This is a genomic window from Planococcus wigleyi (assembly GCF_014836985.1).
GTDB classification, from domain to species: Bacteria; Bacillota; Bacilli; order Bacillales_A; family Planococcaceae; genus Planococcus; species Planococcus notacanthi.
This window is the reverse complement of record NZ_JACSPU010000001.1, coordinates 329,755-347,143: the sequence shown is the minus strand read 5'-3', so window position 1 is coordinate 347,143 and position 17,389 is coordinate 329,755. Positions and strand designations below refer to the sequence as shown.

Annotated in this window: 15 protein-coding genes; 2 read left to right on the top strand and 13 right to left on the bottom strand. The window is 43.0% G+C overall.

Annotated features, from left to right (window positions below):
• Nucleotides 1-10 precede the first annotated feature (10 nt).
• From H9630_RS01450 to H9630_RS01420, 7 genes are all read right to left on the bottom strand, one after another.
• Nucleotides 11-2,125, bottom strand: coding sequence for a protein kinase family protein (locus H9630_RS01450; RefSeq protein ID WP_191713711.1), 2,115 nt, complete (start codon nucleotides 2,123-2,125; stop codon nucleotides 11-13).
• Between the two features lie 48 nt (nucleotides 2,126-2,173).
• Complete coding sequence (gene rfbB, locus H9630_RS01445; RefSeq protein ID WP_191713710.1) at nucleotides 2,174-3,190, bottom strand: dTDP-glucose 4,6-dehydratase; 1,017 nt, start codon at nucleotides 3,188-3,190, stop codon at nucleotides 2,174-2,176.
• A gap of 12 nt (nucleotides 3,191-3,202) precedes the next feature.
• Complete coding sequence (gene rfbA, locus H9630_RS01440; protein ID WP_191714472.1) at nucleotides 3,203-4,093, bottom strand: glucose-1-phosphate thymidylyltransferase RfbA; 891 nt, start codon at nucleotides 4,091-4,093, stop codon at nucleotides 3,203-3,205.
• 17 nt (nucleotides 4,094-4,110) lie between these two features.
• Complete coding sequence (locus H9630_RS01435) at nucleotides 4,111-5,262, bottom strand: DegT/DnrJ/EryC1/StrS family aminotransferase (RefSeq protein WP_191713709.1); 1,152 nt, start codon at nucleotides 5,260-5,262, stop codon at nucleotides 4,111-4,113.
• A 38-nt stretch (nucleotides 5,263-5,300) separates the two neighbouring features.
• Complete coding sequence (locus H9630_RS01430; RefSeq protein ID WP_191713708.1) at nucleotides 5,301-6,779, bottom strand: lipopolysaccharide biosynthesis protein; 1,479 nt, start codon at nucleotides 6,777-6,779, stop codon at nucleotides 5,301-5,303.
• A gap of 621 nt (nucleotides 6,780-7,400) precedes the next feature.
• Entirely contained in the window at nucleotides 7,401-8,312 is a 912-nt protein-coding gene (locus H9630_RS01425; protein WP_191713707.1) for a glycosyltransferase family 2 protein, read from the bottom strand.
• A 199-nt stretch (nucleotides 8,313-8,511) separates the two neighbouring features.
• Nucleotides 8,512-9,639, bottom strand: coding sequence for a right-handed parallel beta-helix repeat-containing protein (locus tag H9630_RS01420; RefSeq protein WP_225218313.1), 1,128 nt, complete (start codon nucleotides 9,637-9,639; stop codon nucleotides 8,512-8,514).
• A 382-nt stretch (nucleotides 9,640-10,021) separates the two neighbouring features.
• Here H9630_RS01420 and H9630_RS01415 point away from each other — a divergent pair, with 382 nt between their 5' ends.
• Nucleotides 10,022-11,029: a GNAT family N-acetyltransferase gene (locus H9630_RS01415; RefSeq protein WP_191713706.1), complete on the top strand. Its 1,008-nt coding sequence runs from the start codon at nucleotides 10,022-10,024 to the stop codon at nucleotides 11,027-11,029.
• Between the two features lie 6 nt (nucleotides 11,030-11,035).
• On the opposite strand, the gene H9630_RS01410 is transcribed toward H9630_RS01415, so the two are convergent.
• From H9630_RS01410 to galE, 3 genes are all read right to left on the bottom strand, one after another.
• On the bottom strand, nucleotides 11,036-12,505 hold the full coding sequence (locus H9630_RS01410; RefSeq protein ID WP_191713705.1) for a lipopolysaccharide biosynthesis protein: 1,470 nt from the start codon (nucleotides 12,503-12,505) through the stop codon (nucleotides 11,036-11,038).
• Between the two features lie 40 nt (nucleotides 12,506-12,545).
• A complete protein-coding gene (locus H9630_RS01405) occupies nucleotides 12,546-13,511 on the bottom strand; it encodes a glycosyltransferase family 2 protein (protein ID WP_191713704.1) in 966 nt (321 codons plus the stop codon).
• Between the two features lie 301 nt (nucleotides 13,512-13,812).
• The gene (gene galE / locus H9630_RS01400) at nucleotides 13,813-14,778 is read right to left on the bottom strand and encodes a UDP-glucose 4-epimerase GalE (RefSeq protein WP_191713703.1); all 966 of its coding nucleotides are present in this window, start codon (nucleotides 14,776-14,778) and stop codon (nucleotides 13,813-13,815) included.
• Between the two features lie 69 nt (nucleotides 14,779-14,847).
• Between galE and H9630_RS01395 the strand changes: the two genes are divergently transcribed.
• Nucleotides 14,848-15,063, top strand: coding sequence for a hypothetical protein (locus H9630_RS01395; protein ID WP_191713702.1), 216 nt, complete (start codon nucleotides 14,848-14,850; stop codon nucleotides 15,061-15,063).
• Here H9630_RS01395 and H9630_RS01390 read toward each other — a convergent pair.
• The 3 genes from H9630_RS01390 to H9630_RS01380 form a co-directional block, all read right to left on the bottom strand.
• Nucleotides 15,036-16,166: a right-handed parallel beta-helix repeat-containing protein gene (locus H9630_RS01390; protein WP_191713701.1), complete on the bottom strand. Its 1,131-nt coding sequence runs from the start codon at nucleotides 16,164-16,166 to the stop codon at nucleotides 15,036-15,038. The two genes, H9630_RS01395 and H9630_RS01390, sit on opposite strands and share 28 nt — an antisense overlap.
• A 135-nt stretch (nucleotides 16,167-16,301) precedes the next feature.
• Entirely contained in the window at nucleotides 16,302-16,574 is a 273-nt protein-coding gene (locus H9630_RS01385) for a hypothetical protein (protein WP_225218312.1), read from the bottom strand.
• A 176-nt stretch (nucleotides 16,575-16,750) separates the two neighbouring features.
• A complete protein-coding gene (locus H9630_RS01380; protein WP_191713700.1) occupies nucleotides 16,751-17,236 on the bottom strand; it encodes a VanZ family protein in 486 nt (161 codons plus the stop codon).
• Nucleotides 17,237-17,389: the final 153 nt, after the last annotated feature.

Here is a 17,389-nt window from a genome sequence, read left to right as displayed (position 1 = left end):
CTAATCGCGTTTAATATAATATCTTTTTCCACATATTGCGGCGTTGCTTTGGAAATATCCCGTATGGCTTATCTTCCGTAAAATCTTCCGGAAACCCATTCAAGTCGAACGATTCACGGACATCCAAAGGCTTTTCTTCATATTGATAAAGAAATTCGAAATCGATGAGTTTCAACCCTTCAGATGTCAAAAGGATATTGCCCGGATGGAAATCGATCAGTGCGTACCCTTTGTTGTAGAAGAATTCATTGATCTTGAAAATCTCCTGTTTATGCTTCCGCTTCAGAATCTGCTTTTTGATGTGCCAGCTTTCTGTCACTTTATTGGTCTTTAAGTATGGAACGATGATGTAGTTCTCGCCGCTGTCGATCAGCTTCGGAATAAAATCACATTCCTTGCTCAATTCGCCATAGACAAACTTTTCACGTTCCAAAAACCGTTCTTTGCCCGCTTTATAGGTTTTCTTTACCGCTTTTCCTCCTTGGTACTCAATGACTTCCACTTTGGCGCGCCGCTTTTTTTCAGACACGTCCGCTATCACTTTTTCCGGCGTCCGGTAAGCATTGTCCCATTCAGTGACAATCGCTTCAATATCACCAATGAGGTCCGGTGCGACTGCAGAAATATAATCCAAAGCTTCAATTTCATCGTCAGCGCTGTGAAGCGGATTGGCCCGCTCATCTTTGGATAAGGAAAAATTGATTTCCGAACGCAACTGCTCTTTCAGCAAATAATGTTCATTCGAGACATGCGGGTATTTTTTCTTCATCTTTGCACTTAACGGTTTCGGGTGGTAATCATACATGACCAGCAAAGTCGACGGCTTGCCGCCGCTCACTGGCCATGGACCTTGCCCCCAATTACCGCCGCGCATGCTTTGGGAGGCATTTCTTTTCTGTTCTTCATCCAATTTGATCGCCCGAATTAAGCACAGGCCGTTGCGCTCAAACCAATCGATGATCTTATGGGTCAACTGCCGCTCTTCCGCCCATTCCCGAACAACAAACACCATCAGTTCCCCGTCTTTTTCAAAATTATGCTCACTCGATTTAATGGTCGATTCGAGCCAGCTTCCACTGACGCCGATCAGTTTCCGGATCGTGTCAGTCGACGGCGCCCACCCTTCTTCTTCAAGAAAATGATGGAAATATTCCAGGCTGATTTCTTCCAGCCTGTCATCCGTTTGGACAGCAAGGTCCTGGAGGACTCCCGGATAATCATGATCCTGCGGAATCTTTTTGACGACACCTCCAGCCTTGGCTGGAATCCCTGATTTCTCGCCTTTGTGGTAAACCGCATGGTACATGAGGCTAAGAAAATAATGCCGTTTAGACGGAATAAAATACTTGCTGTTCCACAATTCTTTTTGATCCAGAATCGTTTCCGCGATGTAAGGCGGATAATAGGCGATATTATTGAAGTTGCTTCCCGGCAACCCGCCTGCACTATAAATATCAAACGGCAATATGCCGACTTTTTCATTTAACAAGTCTCTGACTTTTTCGATATGGGTGTCTGAAACCAACAAGTCCACGTCTTCATCCAGATCCAAAAAAGGCAATTCATCAAACCAGCGCAAAATGACGTAATCCAGTTTCCGCTCATTCAACAAATCGAAAAAATTTTCCAATCCCAATTCAGGAGATAGGTATTGCCGAGCTGCCTTTTCTTTCCGGTGATTGCGCTTGAAGACGATAACGGTCCGGGTTTCACCTGCACTGCCGGCAAACGCTTCAAAATGAAAAGACCATTTTTTCTTTCTCGCCAGCTTATATGCCCAGAGCGGCAGGAAGCTGGCACGGTCAATGATTTTGGACGGAATAAACAAGATCACATCCGCAGAAGAATGAAATGCATTTTTCAGATCCATAAAATCAGCCCGGTTGATGATTAATACTTCTGCATTGTTTTTATAGGTCAACGTCTTTTCATTCGCGTAATACAGATCAGGATCCCGGCTGCCCATTGGCTCGCCTGTACAGATCCCCAAATAATTTTCATAACCCGAAGCTGCCAACTGTTTTTTCAGGCCGCTGGTTTCAGCATTGAATTCCAGGACTTTCACTGCCTGTTTATCCGGATACAATTTCCTTATATATTCACTGATTGTCGACTGATTGCTCAAGCTGCTCTTCCCCCTTGTCCACCGGCATACAACATCTGGCCCATCTCTCTATTTGCGTGCATATTGCCTATCGAAGTATTGCTGGTATTCGCCACTGATGATTTTTTCCCACCATTCCTTGTTTTCAAGAAACCAATCAACGGTTTGGGCAATGCCTGTTTCAAAGTCATAAACCGGTCGCCATCCCAATTCTTCGATTTTCGTTGGATCGATGGCGTATCGTTTATCATGGCCTAAACGGTCTTCGACAAATTCAATCAACTCATCGGTCTTCCCTAAAGCCCGAATGATGGTGCGCACCACTTCAAGATTGGTCATCTCATTGTGGCCGCCGATATTATACACTTCGCCGACCGTTCCACTATGCATCACCAAATCGATCGCCGAGCAATGATCCAGCACATGGAGCCAGTCACGGACATTTTTGCCGTCGCCGTAAACCGGAACTTTTTGGTCATTCAGCACCCGTGAAATCGTCAATGGAATCAATTTTTCCGGAAAATGGTACGGGCCGTAATTATTGGAGCAGCGCGTAATATTGACCGGCAGCCCATACGTTTCGTGATAAGCCCGGACCAATAGATCCGAAGACGCTTTGCTGGCACTGTACGGGCTATTAGGCTGGATCGGTGTTTCTTCCGTAAAGAATGTTGTGGGATCGAAGCTCAGTTCGCCATATACTTCATCAGTCGAGACATGGACGAACTTCCGGACTTCCGCCGATTTAGCAGCGTCCAGCAACACTTGCGTGCCCAGCACATTGGTTCGGATAAATACTTCCGGATCTGTAATCGACCGATCGACATGGCTTTCAGCAGCAAAGTGGACGACATAAGTAAAATCCACCCGTTCGAATAATTCGCCCACTGCCTGTCGGTCAGCGATATCGATGTGTACAAAACTGTAGTTTTCTTTGTTTTCGATCTGCTGATGCTTTGTCAGATCTCCTGCATACGTCAGCAAATCCAGATTATAAATATGGTATTGCGGATATTTCTCGACCATGTATTGGACAAAGTTCCCTCCAATAAATCCCGCTCCGCCGGTTACTAGTATATTTTCCATGGAGGCGCCCCTTTATGAGTTATTCGGTAATAATGATTTTTCAGAAGCAATATCCAGCAGGTACTGGCCATAATCCGTTTTTTTCAAAGATTGCGCCAACTCGATCAATTGCGCTTGATTGATATAGCCTTTCCGGTATGCGATTTCTTCCAGGCATGCCACATACAGCCCTTGCCGCTTTTGGATAGCTTCTACGAAATTGGAAGCTTCCAGTAAAGCTTCATGTGTTCCGGTATCGAGCCAAGCCAGTCCGCGCCCCATAATATTGACCTGCAATTCGCCGCGCTTCATGTACTCATCAACAACGGAAGTGATTTCTTTTTCTCCACGCGCGGAAGGTGCGACTCCTTTTGCAATCTCAACGACTTTATTGTCGAAGAAATAAAGGCCAGGAATCGCATAAGAGGATTTCGGCTTCTCCGGCTTTTCCTCAATAGAAATGACATTCAGCTCGTCATCCACTTCCACTACACCGTAAGCTCTCGGATCTGCTACATGACAGCCGAAAATGATGCTGCCATTCGTCAGTTCAGCTGATTCCTGCAGACGGCTTCCGAAATCCGATCCGTAAAAGACATTGTCGCCGAGTACCAGTGCCACAGGCGAATCGCCAATAAAACTTTCACCGATTGTAAAGGCTTCAGCTAATCCATTCGGCTCTTCCTGAATCGCATACTCCAATTTGATGCCCAGTTTTTGTCCATTGCCTAACAAACTCAAAAAGCCGGAGATATCTCTTGGCGTTGAAATAATCAGGATTTCCTTGATTCCCGCCAGCATCAACACAGATAATGGATAATAGATCATCGGTTTGTCGTAGACAGGCAGCATTTGTTTTGAAATTGATTTGGTCAACGGGTAAAGGCGCGTTCCCGTTCCACCAGCTAAAATAATTCCCTTCATCATCGATCCCTCATTTCTTATAGTTGAGATACACTTTCCTGAGCAACATGCAATTCCCGAATAATTTCACAAATGGCTTTGACTGATTCAATCGGCAAATCACCGTAATAAGGCATCGCAAGAACCTGTTGGACCGCCCGTTTCGCATTCGGCAGATTTTCAGGTCGCGCGGATGGCAGTTCGCTGTACCACTCGAAATCGCTGCATAAAGGATAGAAATACTTTCTGGCAAAGACCTTGTATTTTTGGAGTTCCTGATGGACTATGTCCCTCGACTGTCCGAACACCGCTTCGTCTATTTCAATGACAAAATACTGGTAGCTGCTGGATTCGTCTTCAAGCCCCGTTAAAATCCGGATGCCGTCAATATCCGATAAATTCTCTTCATAGGCTTTTTTGATGGTATGGCGTTTTCTTCGTTCGCCTTCAACCACTTGCAGCACTTCAATCCCGACACCCGCCTGGACTTCATTCATTTTGGCGTTCAATCCCGATAACACCACTTCTTCAGCATTGGCAAGCCCGAAGTTCCTCAGCAAATCCAACTGCCTTCCTAGTTCTGGATCATTGTAAGTTAAGGCACCGCCTTCGATCGTATTGAACAATTTGGTGGCGTGGAAACTGAACATCGTCATATCGCCGAAACTGCTGATCGGCTCCCCATTGATTTTGGAACCGAACGCATGGGCGCCATCATAGATGACCTTCAGGTTATGCTTATCGGCAATGGCTTGAATTTTTTCCACATCGCACGGATTTCCGAAAACATGGACACCCAGAATGGCGCTTGTTTTTTCGGTGATCAACGCTTCGATTTTATCGGCATCAATATTGAAGGTCTCCGGATCGATGTCACAAAACACAGGCGTTAAATTATTCCAGTCCAAAGCTTGTACCGTAGCCGGAAATGTAAACGGCGTCGTAATGACTTCCCCCGTCAGTTTCAACGCTTTCAAGCCGAGCAATAAAGCCATCGTGCCATTTGAAAACATGGAAATATGTTCTGCCTCCAGATAATTTTCGAGCTGTCGGCTCAATTCATCATGTTGCGCACCGAAATTCGTCAATTGTTTGCTGTCCCAGACCTTTTTTATCCGTTCTGTGACATCGGTGATATCCGGCAACAAAGGCCGTGTCACATAAATCGGTTGTTCAAAAGCTTTAGCCATTACATTCCCTCCCAAGGTTTAAATCCACTTTCTGCCAATCAACCCGTCTTAGCGGGCTTAATCTTTTTTATGACAGGTACCAATAAGTCAAGAACGGTATCGAATTCCTGAATTTTAAACAGTTTGCTAATCGAGATATAGAGCACTACACCAATTCCAATCTGGCAAAGCAAGGTCGGTAGATTGGAAAAGGGCAAAAATCCGCCGATGCCGTAAACTACTGCGCCCATCGCCAAAGAAATGCCATAGATCGGAAACAAGTCCTGAATCTGTTCTTTGACGCTGTATGAAATCTCGCGGCCAGAAAAATAGATATTGATGAATAAGGAAATGTGCGAGTCAATGACCACTGTGGCCACTAAGGCGGTAATGCCCCAATCCATCCAGAAGACAATAAATATCAGCACTGTCGGTACAATGGTTTTAATGATTTCTAAATACAGAAATAGATCCGAACGCCCTTTCACTTGAAGAATGTTCAAATTCAATGCGTGTATCGGATACAGCATTCCGGCGATGCACAATAGCTGGAAGTAAGGGATCATCTCTCTCCACTTTTCGCCGAAAACCAGTAAAATCAGCGGCTCCGCGACTGCCGCCACACCGACCATAACCGGAAAAATGAGAAATCCGGAAAGTTTGATGATTTTCTTAAAACTTTGCTTCAGCCTATCGTGCTGCTCTTGGATCCCACTCAATACCGGGTAGGTTACCCGCTGGATGGTCGCCGTCATCGCTTGTGTAGCGACATCGCTGAATTTCGAAGCATTCGTATAATGCCCTAAAGCAGTGGGCGTATATTGCTTGCCGATGATGAGGTAGTAAATGTTGTTATAGGTTGTATCAATCAAACCTGACACAAGCAATTTCCAGCCGAAACCAAAAAGCCGCTTGAAGGATTCTACACTGAAAACCAGTGAAGGCATCCATCTCCTGGAGAAAACCAGCAACAGCGCTTGAATAAGATTCAAAGCCAGCATCCGGATAACCAAACTCCACACACCAAAACCAGTCAGTGCCATGGCAACTGCTACAATGCCCGACAGCACACTTGCTGCCATATTAACTTTTGCCTGCACCTTGAAATTCACTTCTTTGGTGAACATCGCTCTAGGAATGATCGAGAACGCATTCACGATGACACCTAATGCCAGTACCCGGATAATCGACGTCAATTGATCTTGATCGAAGAAGTTGCTGATCAGGGGCGCCGAGACAAATAACGCTGCATAAATAAAAATCGATACAGCCAAGTTGAAATAGAACACCGTTGAATAATCGGTTTGATTGGCTTTTTGATCCCGTATCAATGCTTGTGTAAAGCCGCTGTCGACAAGTGAATTCGAAAGTGCAACGAACACCAGAATCATTCCGATCAACCCAAAATCGGCAGGAGCCAATAACCGCGCCAGGATAATTTGAATAATAAACTGCACGCCTTGATTTCCTAACATGTCTCCGAAGCTCCACAACAGACCGCTGATTGTTTTTTTCTTTAATGACTTTTCCTGTTTCATCTGCCGGCTCCTATCAATGAAAACTTTTGATATAGAATGTTATCCGAAGTGCCTAAATGTTCAGATATTTGTAATTCAACTATTATTTAATCATAAAAAGTAGGTAAATAAAATCTATTTTACGCCAATAAGAACTTACCTCCTTTTTAGATACAATACTTTATGCTTATTTTCACTTCTTGAATTTCATTCTAACATACTATAAGTCATAAATAACAGATAATTTAGATTATTTTTATATTTTTAATATGAAAATTATTCCACTATCTTTTGGAAAACTAAAAGTTTCGTAGCTATTCCTACAAATCTCTAAGTAAGACTCTTCATTTAACTGTTATATCCTTCCTGTTTTTTAGAAAAGTTGAATAAGGAGATTATTCCAATTGTTAAAACCGGCTTTCGCCTTTCCCATTAAAAAAAGAGCCGGATTAAAGTTCATCCAACCCTTTCTATTTGATCAAATTTCGCGTCTAAAATTCTTCTCTAGAGATCCCGCCAGATAGCCGCTTTAAACTAATTCCAATGCATGAGAATTAATAGCAAAAGGCGATTCCTGAGAATTGGCCATGCCAACTTTCAGGAACCGCCTTTTATTTGTTCAGGATTATATCCAGACATTTTTCAGATCGTAATCCGTTTGAAGACCCGCTTAAAAAATTCCGGTTGCATGTAGAACTGCCGGTACCCTTTTTTCAAGGTCTCTTTTATTTTTAATTGTTTCAATAAGATATAAAAGCGGTTTCGTCTTTTCGTGCGATTGATGACGTAATCATATTTGAAATTAGTGAAAGTATTGATTTCGTCGAGCAAAACGGCGACTTCCTGGAGGTGTTTTTGTTTTGCGGCAACATCAGAGACTTGCATATCCGTCCAGGAACCTTTGACCTCTACCCGGTAAGCAGCCATATTTCGATCCATGTAATAGAAAGTACCTCTCAATGCCCCCCAGATAACCAACGGATAATCGCCAATGGTGGCATTCAAATAAAACTCCGGCATCTTAGGTATTTTTTCGCGAGAATACAAAATCGAGTTGGTGGCGAACAGGTCTCCCCCACCCTCAATCACTTCTTCTACCGAAAAGAGTTTATCCTTATGGCTCGGCCGTATAGTCGCGACTTTTTTCTTGCTTACCGCAGAGACCTTTTCTGCAGCATGGACACACATGCTGCATTCAGGGTGCGCCTCCATATAATCGACTTGCCTCTGCAACTTTTCCGGATCGGTCCAATAATCATCACCTTCACAAATCGCCAAGTATTTTCCTCGCGCCCGTTCATCGTTGAACGTCTCAAACGGAACATCTTTGGAATACTGATTTTCCGTCTGGTAAATGGGTTTGATGATATCCGGATATCTTTGTTCATAACTTCTAATGATATCAGCTGTCCGATCAGTCGATGCATCGTCATGGACTAGAATTTCAAAAGCGAAATTTGTTTTCTGCATCAATATACTCTCTAATGCTTCCGCTATGAAATCTTCCTGATTATAGCTGTTGCACTCAACGCTCACCATTATTTCGTTTACCATAAGTCACAGACTCCTCTTCATTTAAGTAAGTTTCCGTCACCAGCTATAGTGCCTCGGTTCACTAGTACGTGCCTGCTTCAGCTGAATGGAATGCCTCTGAAACTTTTATACATACTACATCTTAACATGAACTTAACTGAATAAACGCATTATTCAGAAATATTAACCATAACTTAACAATTTTGCAACCTATTTCAGGTTATTCGCCTTTCACAAAAAAATTATCTTTTTTATAAACTTTCCGCAACTTCTCATCGCGAATGATTAAATTATTTTCTTCTACCGTGTTTCCTTGTATCTGGTGTCCCTTCCCAACATTGACATAGATGCCCCGCTCGGAATCTTCACGAGGATTGATGGCCAAATTATTAAAAATGCGTATGTTGTGGCTTGGGGTCATCAAATTATTGCCTCCATCACCGGGTCTGACCGCAATATTGAATTCATTGTCGTACGTCAGATTACCGACGATGATATTGGAATCCGCGCCATTTTTAACATCGATGCCATAATAAAATCCACTGACTGAATTCTTTTCGATCACACTTTCCTTTTCGCTTTCAATCGTAATCCCCTGCTGATCGGTATAGCCTTCGCGGTCTTCCGTCACTACACAGCCTTTGACTAGATTTTGTTTGCCACCACCGAATAAGGAAAGATGGCCATCTCCCGAATTTCTGACAACACAAGATTCAATTGTATTATAGTCCGACGCAAAATTAATGATGCCTGAACCATAATTAAATTCGCTCGTCACGTTCCGGACGATATTGTCATTGGCGTGATGCAAGTGGATGCCTTGAGAGTAATTTTTTGTATACACATTTTCTATCGAGCTTTTCTGGCTGTCTTGAAGCAAAATGGCAATGTTCGAAATCAACGACCCGCTCTTCGGTAATTCATCCCCCAGCAAAAATCCGCCTTTCAAATGGACATCCGCCGTATCCGTAATCCAAAATACACCGTATTCGCCTTCGGATTCTGTTTTGAATATCGCTTGTTCCATGATAATCGTAATAGGTTTGGATACCTTCAATGCAAAGTAACTGTCTCCGTATCCAGTGCTTGCTTTGAAATCAGGATTTTTGCTCAATTTATAAATGCCAGGAGGAATATGCATCGTCCCGCCAATCGGAGTTTCATCAATCGCGCGCTGTATCGCTCTTGTATCATCCGTCACGCCGTCACCTTCCGCCTCAAATTGTACTCCTGCATCGATCCTGTTTTCCTCCAGTAAAAAAAGTTTCCCGGTAAAAAAAATGAGTGCCACTCCGATCATCCCCAAAAGAAACAAGAGCCATTTGCTGTAGTTATTATTGGAAATCATTAACATTCTCCTCTTATATGCAATTGAAGATTAAAATTGCCGATCCACCCTGAACTTCATATTCTTTAGTATAGAATATTTTTTCTAAAAATGCACATTTTTCTGAATACTAATACCTCATAAAAAACTTAAATTACAATTTTTCCTTTCTTACTGCTTACTTTTCCTTATATGAATTTGACAAAAACAAAATTACCACTAGCATTTACCTATTTTTTTCGTTACAATCGGTATGAAGTTAAATTTAATTGAAAATTTAGTAATATCAATCATCTTCAGTATGCAGCTGCTGACATAGCAGAATTTTCTCTTAGATTGCAGTCTGCACTACTCGTGAAGGCGTGAATCCACATCAAAATATACGAAGAAATGAGGTTTTGATTTGAGAGATTTATTTTTCATAAAAGATTATGCCCAGTTGTATGAGCATATCGAAGGAGGAACTTGTGAAGTTTTCGAATTCGAACATCCTTTGGGGTCTGTTTATCATCAATTCATTAAACGGGAAATTCCTATCCAACTGGAAGGCGGGCCATACTTTGATCTGCTCACCCCCTACGGTTATGGGGGGCCAGTCATCACGGAACTGAAAGATGACACGCGCAAAGATGAACTGGTCAAACATTTTTGTCAGGCTTTTCAAGTTTATTGCGATGGCCATAAGATTGTTACGGAATTTGTCCGCTTCCACCCGCTTATTGACAATGCTTTGGATTTCAAATCCTGCTATAACGTTTTGTTCAGACGCCACACCACCGGCGTCACTTTGAAAGGTTTCGAAGATCCGGTGCAGGAAGAGTTTTCAGGTTCAACCCGAAAGAGAATCCGTAAAGCGTTAAAGGACGGCGTGACTTACCGGATCACCAGAAATCCTTCTAATTTAGACGAGTTTCAGGACATCTACTTGACGACGATGAAGCGCGTCGGCGCTGGAGACTTCTACTTTTTCGACAAGCAGTACTTCTCCAAAATCATCGATAATCTAGGCGAACAGCTGATAATAGTTGAGGCCATCTACGACTCCCAAGTGATTGGAGCAGAAATGCATTTCCACACGGGGGCGTTTGTCCATACACATCTATCAGGAACTGTGGACGGCTTCAATCATTTATCCCCTGTTTATGTCATGACCTACGCCATCGTCGAGTGGGCAAAAGAACACGGAGTGGAATATATCCATTCCGGCGGCGGCGTCCATCCCGGCCCGGACGACTCCCTCTATGTATTCAAAAAAAGATTTGGTAAAAATACCGAATTCGACTATTACGTAGGTAATAAAATCTGGAACGAACAAATATACGAGCAATTGAATCAGCTGACAAATACCGATACAGAAAGCGAACTTTTCCCAGCATATCGGTGGCCCAAAAAACAAACGGTAAGCAGATAATCCTGCTTACCGTTTGTTTTTTTGAGCAAGAACGGAACTAATCAATCCATAAACCGTTCTCAGTTCGCCAATGTTTGCGATCCGGCAAACGGCGATATAAATAAAGATTCCAGCAGTTACCTGCAAGACCATTTGGAAAAGAAGATTCCCTTCAACTTGCTGACCGATCAGCCACACTACAGCACCCATCCCAAACGAAATCAAATAAATCGGGAAGAGGTCACTTAATTTTTCCATAGCCGGATAAGCCACTTCCCGCTTAGAGACATGGCTGTTGACGAAGAATTCCAAGTATGTATTTAAAATAGCTGCTCCGATCAATCCGATGACCCCCAATTCCAGCCATACTGCAAGAAACAAAAGTATCGTCAACGAGAGTTTATTGATGATCTCTAAGGATAGATAAAGATCCGATCGCCCTTTCACCTGCAGAATACTCAAATCGAGCGCCAAAATGGGGTACAGCATCCCAGCGATGGACAGCAATTGAAAATAAGGCACCATCGGCAGCCACTTTTCGCCAAACACCAACAATACTAAAGGTTCCCCTATCGCAGCCATGCCGACCATTACCGGGAAAATGAGGAAAGCGGCAAGCCTGGTGATATTTTTATAGGACTGTTTCAAGCGTTCGTGTTCATCCTGGATGCTGCTGAGCACCGGATAAGTCACCCTTAAAATAGTCGCCGCCAAATTCTGCGAAACGATTTCGCTGAAACGGGAGGCGTTTGTATAATAGCCCAACTGTGCCGCTGAATATTGCCTTCCGATAATCAGGAAATAGACATTCGTATAGAAAGTATCAATCATTCCGGAGACAAGAAGTTTCCAGCCAAATCCGAACAAACGCTTGAACGAAGACACACTGAACACCAAAGAAGGCACCCACTTTTTTGTCACCGTGAACAACAGAGACTGGATGGCATTCATCGATAATTGCCGCAGCACCAGACTCCAAACCCCGTAGCCCGCCAATGCCAGCCCCACCGCAAAAAGACCGGACAGGATACTGGAACTTAAATTGATTTTGGCCTGCGTTTTAAAGTTTACTTCTTTGGCGAACATGGCTTTTGGAATGACGGCAAATGCGTTAATGACGATTCCAATAGACAATACACGGACCAGTGCCACCAGCTGCGGTTCGCCGAAGAAACGGCTGATTGCCGGAGCAGCCAGGAACAAGATCAAATAAATCAAGAACGATACAACTAGATTAAAATAAAAGACGGTTGAATAATCCGTTTGGTTGGCGTGGCGTTCACGGATTAAAGCTTGTGTAAATCCACTGTCGACCAACGAATTTGACAAGGCGATAAATATCAGAATCATGCCGATCAATCCAAAATGTTCAGGCAGCAACAACCGCGCCAAAATAATCTGGATGAGGAACTGTATGCCTTGGTTGCCTATCAGGTCACCAAAACTCCACACCAGACCGCCAATTGTTTTTTTCTTCAATGATGGTTGTGGTTCCATTTAACGGTCTCCTATCCCACAGTCCTTCTTACTGCTCTATTTACTGGACAAATTTCCACTTTGCTTTGCGGATGCTTTCAGTAACATTCGGGAAATAGCGTTTCATCCCCATCAAGACACGTTGTTTTGTGCCAAGCTCTAAATAGATTTGCCGAAATTCGCCGCTTTTTGCTTCTTTGAACTTCCTCTGCTCCACCAAAAGCGAAAATTGGTAGCCCCGTTTTGCTTTTTCCAATGCGCCGTTGTATTGAAAATTCGTATACTCGTTGATTTCATCAAACATTTTTTCCATATCGTGATAATGGTTGATGCGCTTCATACTGGTCGCCAGCTCACGTTCTGTCCAAGACCCTTTCACCCCGACGCGGTAAGCGGACATATTGTCATCCAAATAATCCACCGTTCCATGAAGCGCAGCTAAAATAACCATCGGATAGTCGCCTACCGTCGCATTTAAATAAAACGGAGCCAATTCCGGGATTTTTTCTTTTGAATAAACCATCGAATTTGTGGCTACCAGGTCCCCTCCGCCTTCTATGACGCGTTCCATGGATAAAATGGCATTGGCCTTCTCGGGCCGCACTGTGGAAAGGATTTTTTTCTTATCCGATAAAACCCGGTCGGCTGCATGGACAGTCATGCTGCAATTCGGATGCGCCTCCATATAATCAATCTGTTTTTGCAATTTATAAGGATCCGTCCAATAATCGTCCCCTTCGCAAACAGCGATATACTTTCCGTTCGCCCGGTTGTGGTTGAACAATTCCACACGGACTCCTTTTGAGTATTGGTTTTCGGTTTGGTAAATTGGTTTAATCAGATCAGGATAGCGATTTTCATACTCTCGGATGACACGCGGCCCTTGATCGGTTGAGGCATCGTCATAAATCAAAATTTCAAAATCAAAATTTGTTTTCTGCATCAAAAAGCTGTCGATTGCTTCAGCAAGATAATCCCCGTGGTTATAGCTTGTACAGACAACGCTGACTAATGGATTCTTATTCATAAGTTTCTCTCCTCTTAATGTAATTTGGGGATTGAGTGATAAGGGGTAATAGCTATCTTAAAAATGGAGGAAGCAAACAAATTCGAAACCATTACTATATACTCAGTTCCGTTTTGTTTTTCCCATTCTATCACAAACAATAGGTTTGAATATAGATAATTCGCTCTATTTAGAAAATAAATTATGTTATTTAAATTTCAGCGCTTTTAATCATCAAAAGTGTTTGATCGCCCTTAGTTTACAGGCATAAAAAATCCCTTGAGCGTTTGGATGCTCAAGGGATCTTTTCAACTGTTATTTTTCACTTTGAATGCCACGCCCAGGCGCTGGAAATGATGGCTTCCAAATCGAATGCCGGTTTCCAGCCTAAAGCCGCTGCAATTTTAGTGGAGGAAGCGACCAATGTAGCCGGATCTCCTGCGCGCCGATCAGCATATTCAATCGTTGCTTTCCGTTCTGCAATCGATTCGCAAGCTTTAATGATTTCATTCACCGAGTAACCTGCTCCGTTGCCGAGGTTATACGTTTCATTCGCAATTTCCCCTTTGGCCATCCCCTCATATGACAGGATATGCGCACGCGCCAAATCGGTGACATGGATATAATCCCGAACACAAGTACCGTCAGCCGTGTCGTAATCCGTACCAAATACTGAAATTTTTTCACGTTGGCCCAAAAGGTGCTGAAGCACTATCGGAATCAAATGTGATTCAGGGTCGTGGCTTTCACCAATCGTACCTGACTTATGCGCGCCTGCCGCATTAAAGTAGCGGAGCACGACATATTGGAAATCGTGGACGTGGGCAATGTCAGCCAAAACCTGTTCCACCATCAGTTTAGAGCGGCCATATGGATTGATCGGCTTATTGGCTGTTTCTTCCGTGATCATCTCCGTATCCGGAATTCCGTAAGTGGCAGCTGTTGATGAAAAAATGAAGCGCTTAACGCCATGCTCAATCATTTTCTCGAGCAACACGAGCGTCGCGCTGACATTATTGCGGTAATACTTCAACGGATTTTCCACGGATTCGCCTACCAGGCTATTGGCCGCAAAATGGAACACAGCATCGATCGTATGATCCGCAAAAATGCGATCAAGCACCGCACCATCACCCAGATCCCCTTTTACAAAAGTCGCTCGCTCATCAATCAACGAGTCAAACCCGGTGGTCAAATTATCCAACACCACCACTTCATATGTATCGACCAATTCCTTCACTGTATGGCTGCCGATATATCCGGCGCCTCCACAAACCAGTATTGCCATAAATCTTTTTCCTCCTTTATCTAATAAAGATGTTCATTGCCTCAATTATACCATTTGAAGGAAATTTGCATGAAAGTATTTCCATCAGAGTTGGCTGAACGCACCTCAAATGGCTTTAAGCGCACCTCAACAGCTGATTTCCGCACCTCACTAACCAAAGAGCGCACCTCCATACTCTTTTGCCGCTCCTCTTTTTTTCAAAAAAAAAAAAAACACGTTCCCCTTGATGCCATTGCTGGCCCCAACAGGATACGTGTTCAGCTTCCATCTTCCGTCACAAAATAATTTTGGCTTTCATAAAGTTCTAAATCTTCCTCAGGCAGAATTAAATTGCCGGGGTTCAAGGTATTGCCTGTCACGACATGCCCGTCACCCGCCCCGATATAGATGCCGTAGGAAGATTTATCGCGGGGGTCGACTACCATATTGTTCAAAATTTGCGTGTTGTAACTAGGCAGTTGGAGATTTGCACCGCCATCCCCGCCTCGTACAGCAATATTGTACTCATTATCGTAAGCGATGTTCGATTCGATAATGTTCCCTTCCGATCCATTCTTAACATCGATGCCGTAGTAAAAACCGCTCACCGTATTGTTTTCAATCAAACTGCCTTTTTCACTTTCTACCGTAATGCCCTGCTGATCGGTAAATTCCGGGCGGTCTTCAGTAACCACGCAATTGACTACATGATTATCTTCGCCACCTCCATACAAAGATAAATGGCCGTCACCGGAATTCCTTACCACACAAGAATCAATAAGATTTCTATTGGAATCGAAACTGATGATGCCCGATCCATGATTGAATTCTGTAGTTACTTTTCGGACAACATTGTTATCTGAATGATTGAGGTGAACTCCTTGGGAGAAATTTTTCAGATAGGTGTCTTCAATTGAGCTATCGTTTGTATAAAAAAACAATACCCCTATATGAGAAGTCAATTCCCCTTCTGTCGGCTCACGTTCTCCCATGATCACGCCGCCTTTCAAATGGACATCTTCAGTTTCATTGACCAAAAACACTCCATATTCTTCCTCTGCAGTTGTTTGGAGTATCACTTCCTCCATTAGAATCGTGATTGGTTTTGAAATTTTTAAGGCGAAATAGCTGTCGCCATAGCCAGTAACGGCTATATTATCAGGGTTTTTGCTAAGTTTATAGACGCCTGGCGGAATTTCCAGCGTACCTCCTGCTGGAGTTTCATCAATGGCGGTTTGAAGTTCCACCGTTTTATCGACCGCTTCTTCTAAATTGGCACTATAACTTTCCTGGCCATTCTCTTCTTCATTTCCTTGCGTTAACTTTTCAATCATCAAAAAGAAATAGCCAAGTCCCACAACTCCTAAGAGCATCAGCAAAACAGATCCTATTTTTTTGTTTTTCTTCATGATATGCACCTCCTTGAGGCAGAATAGCCTTACTTCTTATCATACAGAATATAGGTGCAAAATCATAATTATATAACTGAAAATTCAATGTTTATGATTTATTCAGTAAATTAGAACTAAAAAATACCACATCCATTAGAGTTGTTCTGATGGATGTGGCGCTTTTCTCTCTTTATGAAGTTTAGGGGGCTCAGTTTCTTCAATCACGGATGTTTCCACTATGATTTCCTGCATGGTTTCGTTTCCTCGTGCAAGCAATTCCTGACGATGGCCATGGGCCACATCTTCTCTCTTCGAGCTCGCTTTTCCTAAAGAAAAGACAACGGCCAGGACAAACAAAAAGCCGCCGGTAATTAAAGCCCACATACGATCCACCTCTTTTGTTCCAACCTTGCTGATGTCATTCATACTCTACTCCTTGTGATTTCCAAAATACTAGTTTGATGAAAACTGCTCCCAAACAAGTATAAAGCTTTTCTTATTTATAACATCTTACGATAAATTTTTGGCATTTACTAGGTTCATTTGTCACAGAAAGGTGAATATCGATGAATCTAATGACATAAGATATGCAGCGGCAATTACTACAATTCCGCTTTTTTCTGCTTATCATCGCTATTTTTCCATAAGCCCACAACTTTAGCGGCAATCATGTAGACCCCGACTCCGACCGCAGCTCCTGTGCTGTCAATTAGAACATCTCTAACTTCACCGCTCCGCCCTTCGATAAACAATTGGTGGATTTCATCGGTCGCTGCAAACAACACACACATCCCAAAACCCAAGAACAATTGTTTCCAACCTCGATATCCACTGCTTTTCCAAGCATTCAAACTTAACAAGCTCAAAAACAAATAGGCCATAAAATGAGCGTTTTTCCGGACGAAGGTATGGAAACTTTCCACATTTAATTCAAGGTTCGGAGCTACTTGATCGATAAAATTCAAAAGTGTCGCAACTATGCCTGAACTCAAATCACTTGATGCCGAACCTGGCTGATGCGACAAATAAAAAATGACAGCCATCCACGAAAAGGCGGCAATCCAGGAAATACTTCTATATGCAGTCATTTTACAAATCCTTTTCTAGTAGAATCAATTAATGGCATTCGTTTTATTATAGCATTCGGCATTGGAAAACTTCACCTGACATCAGCACTCGATCCTCCACTCATTATTCGTTCCACACTTTTACCGAACTATAAAAAAAGCCTGCATCAAGAT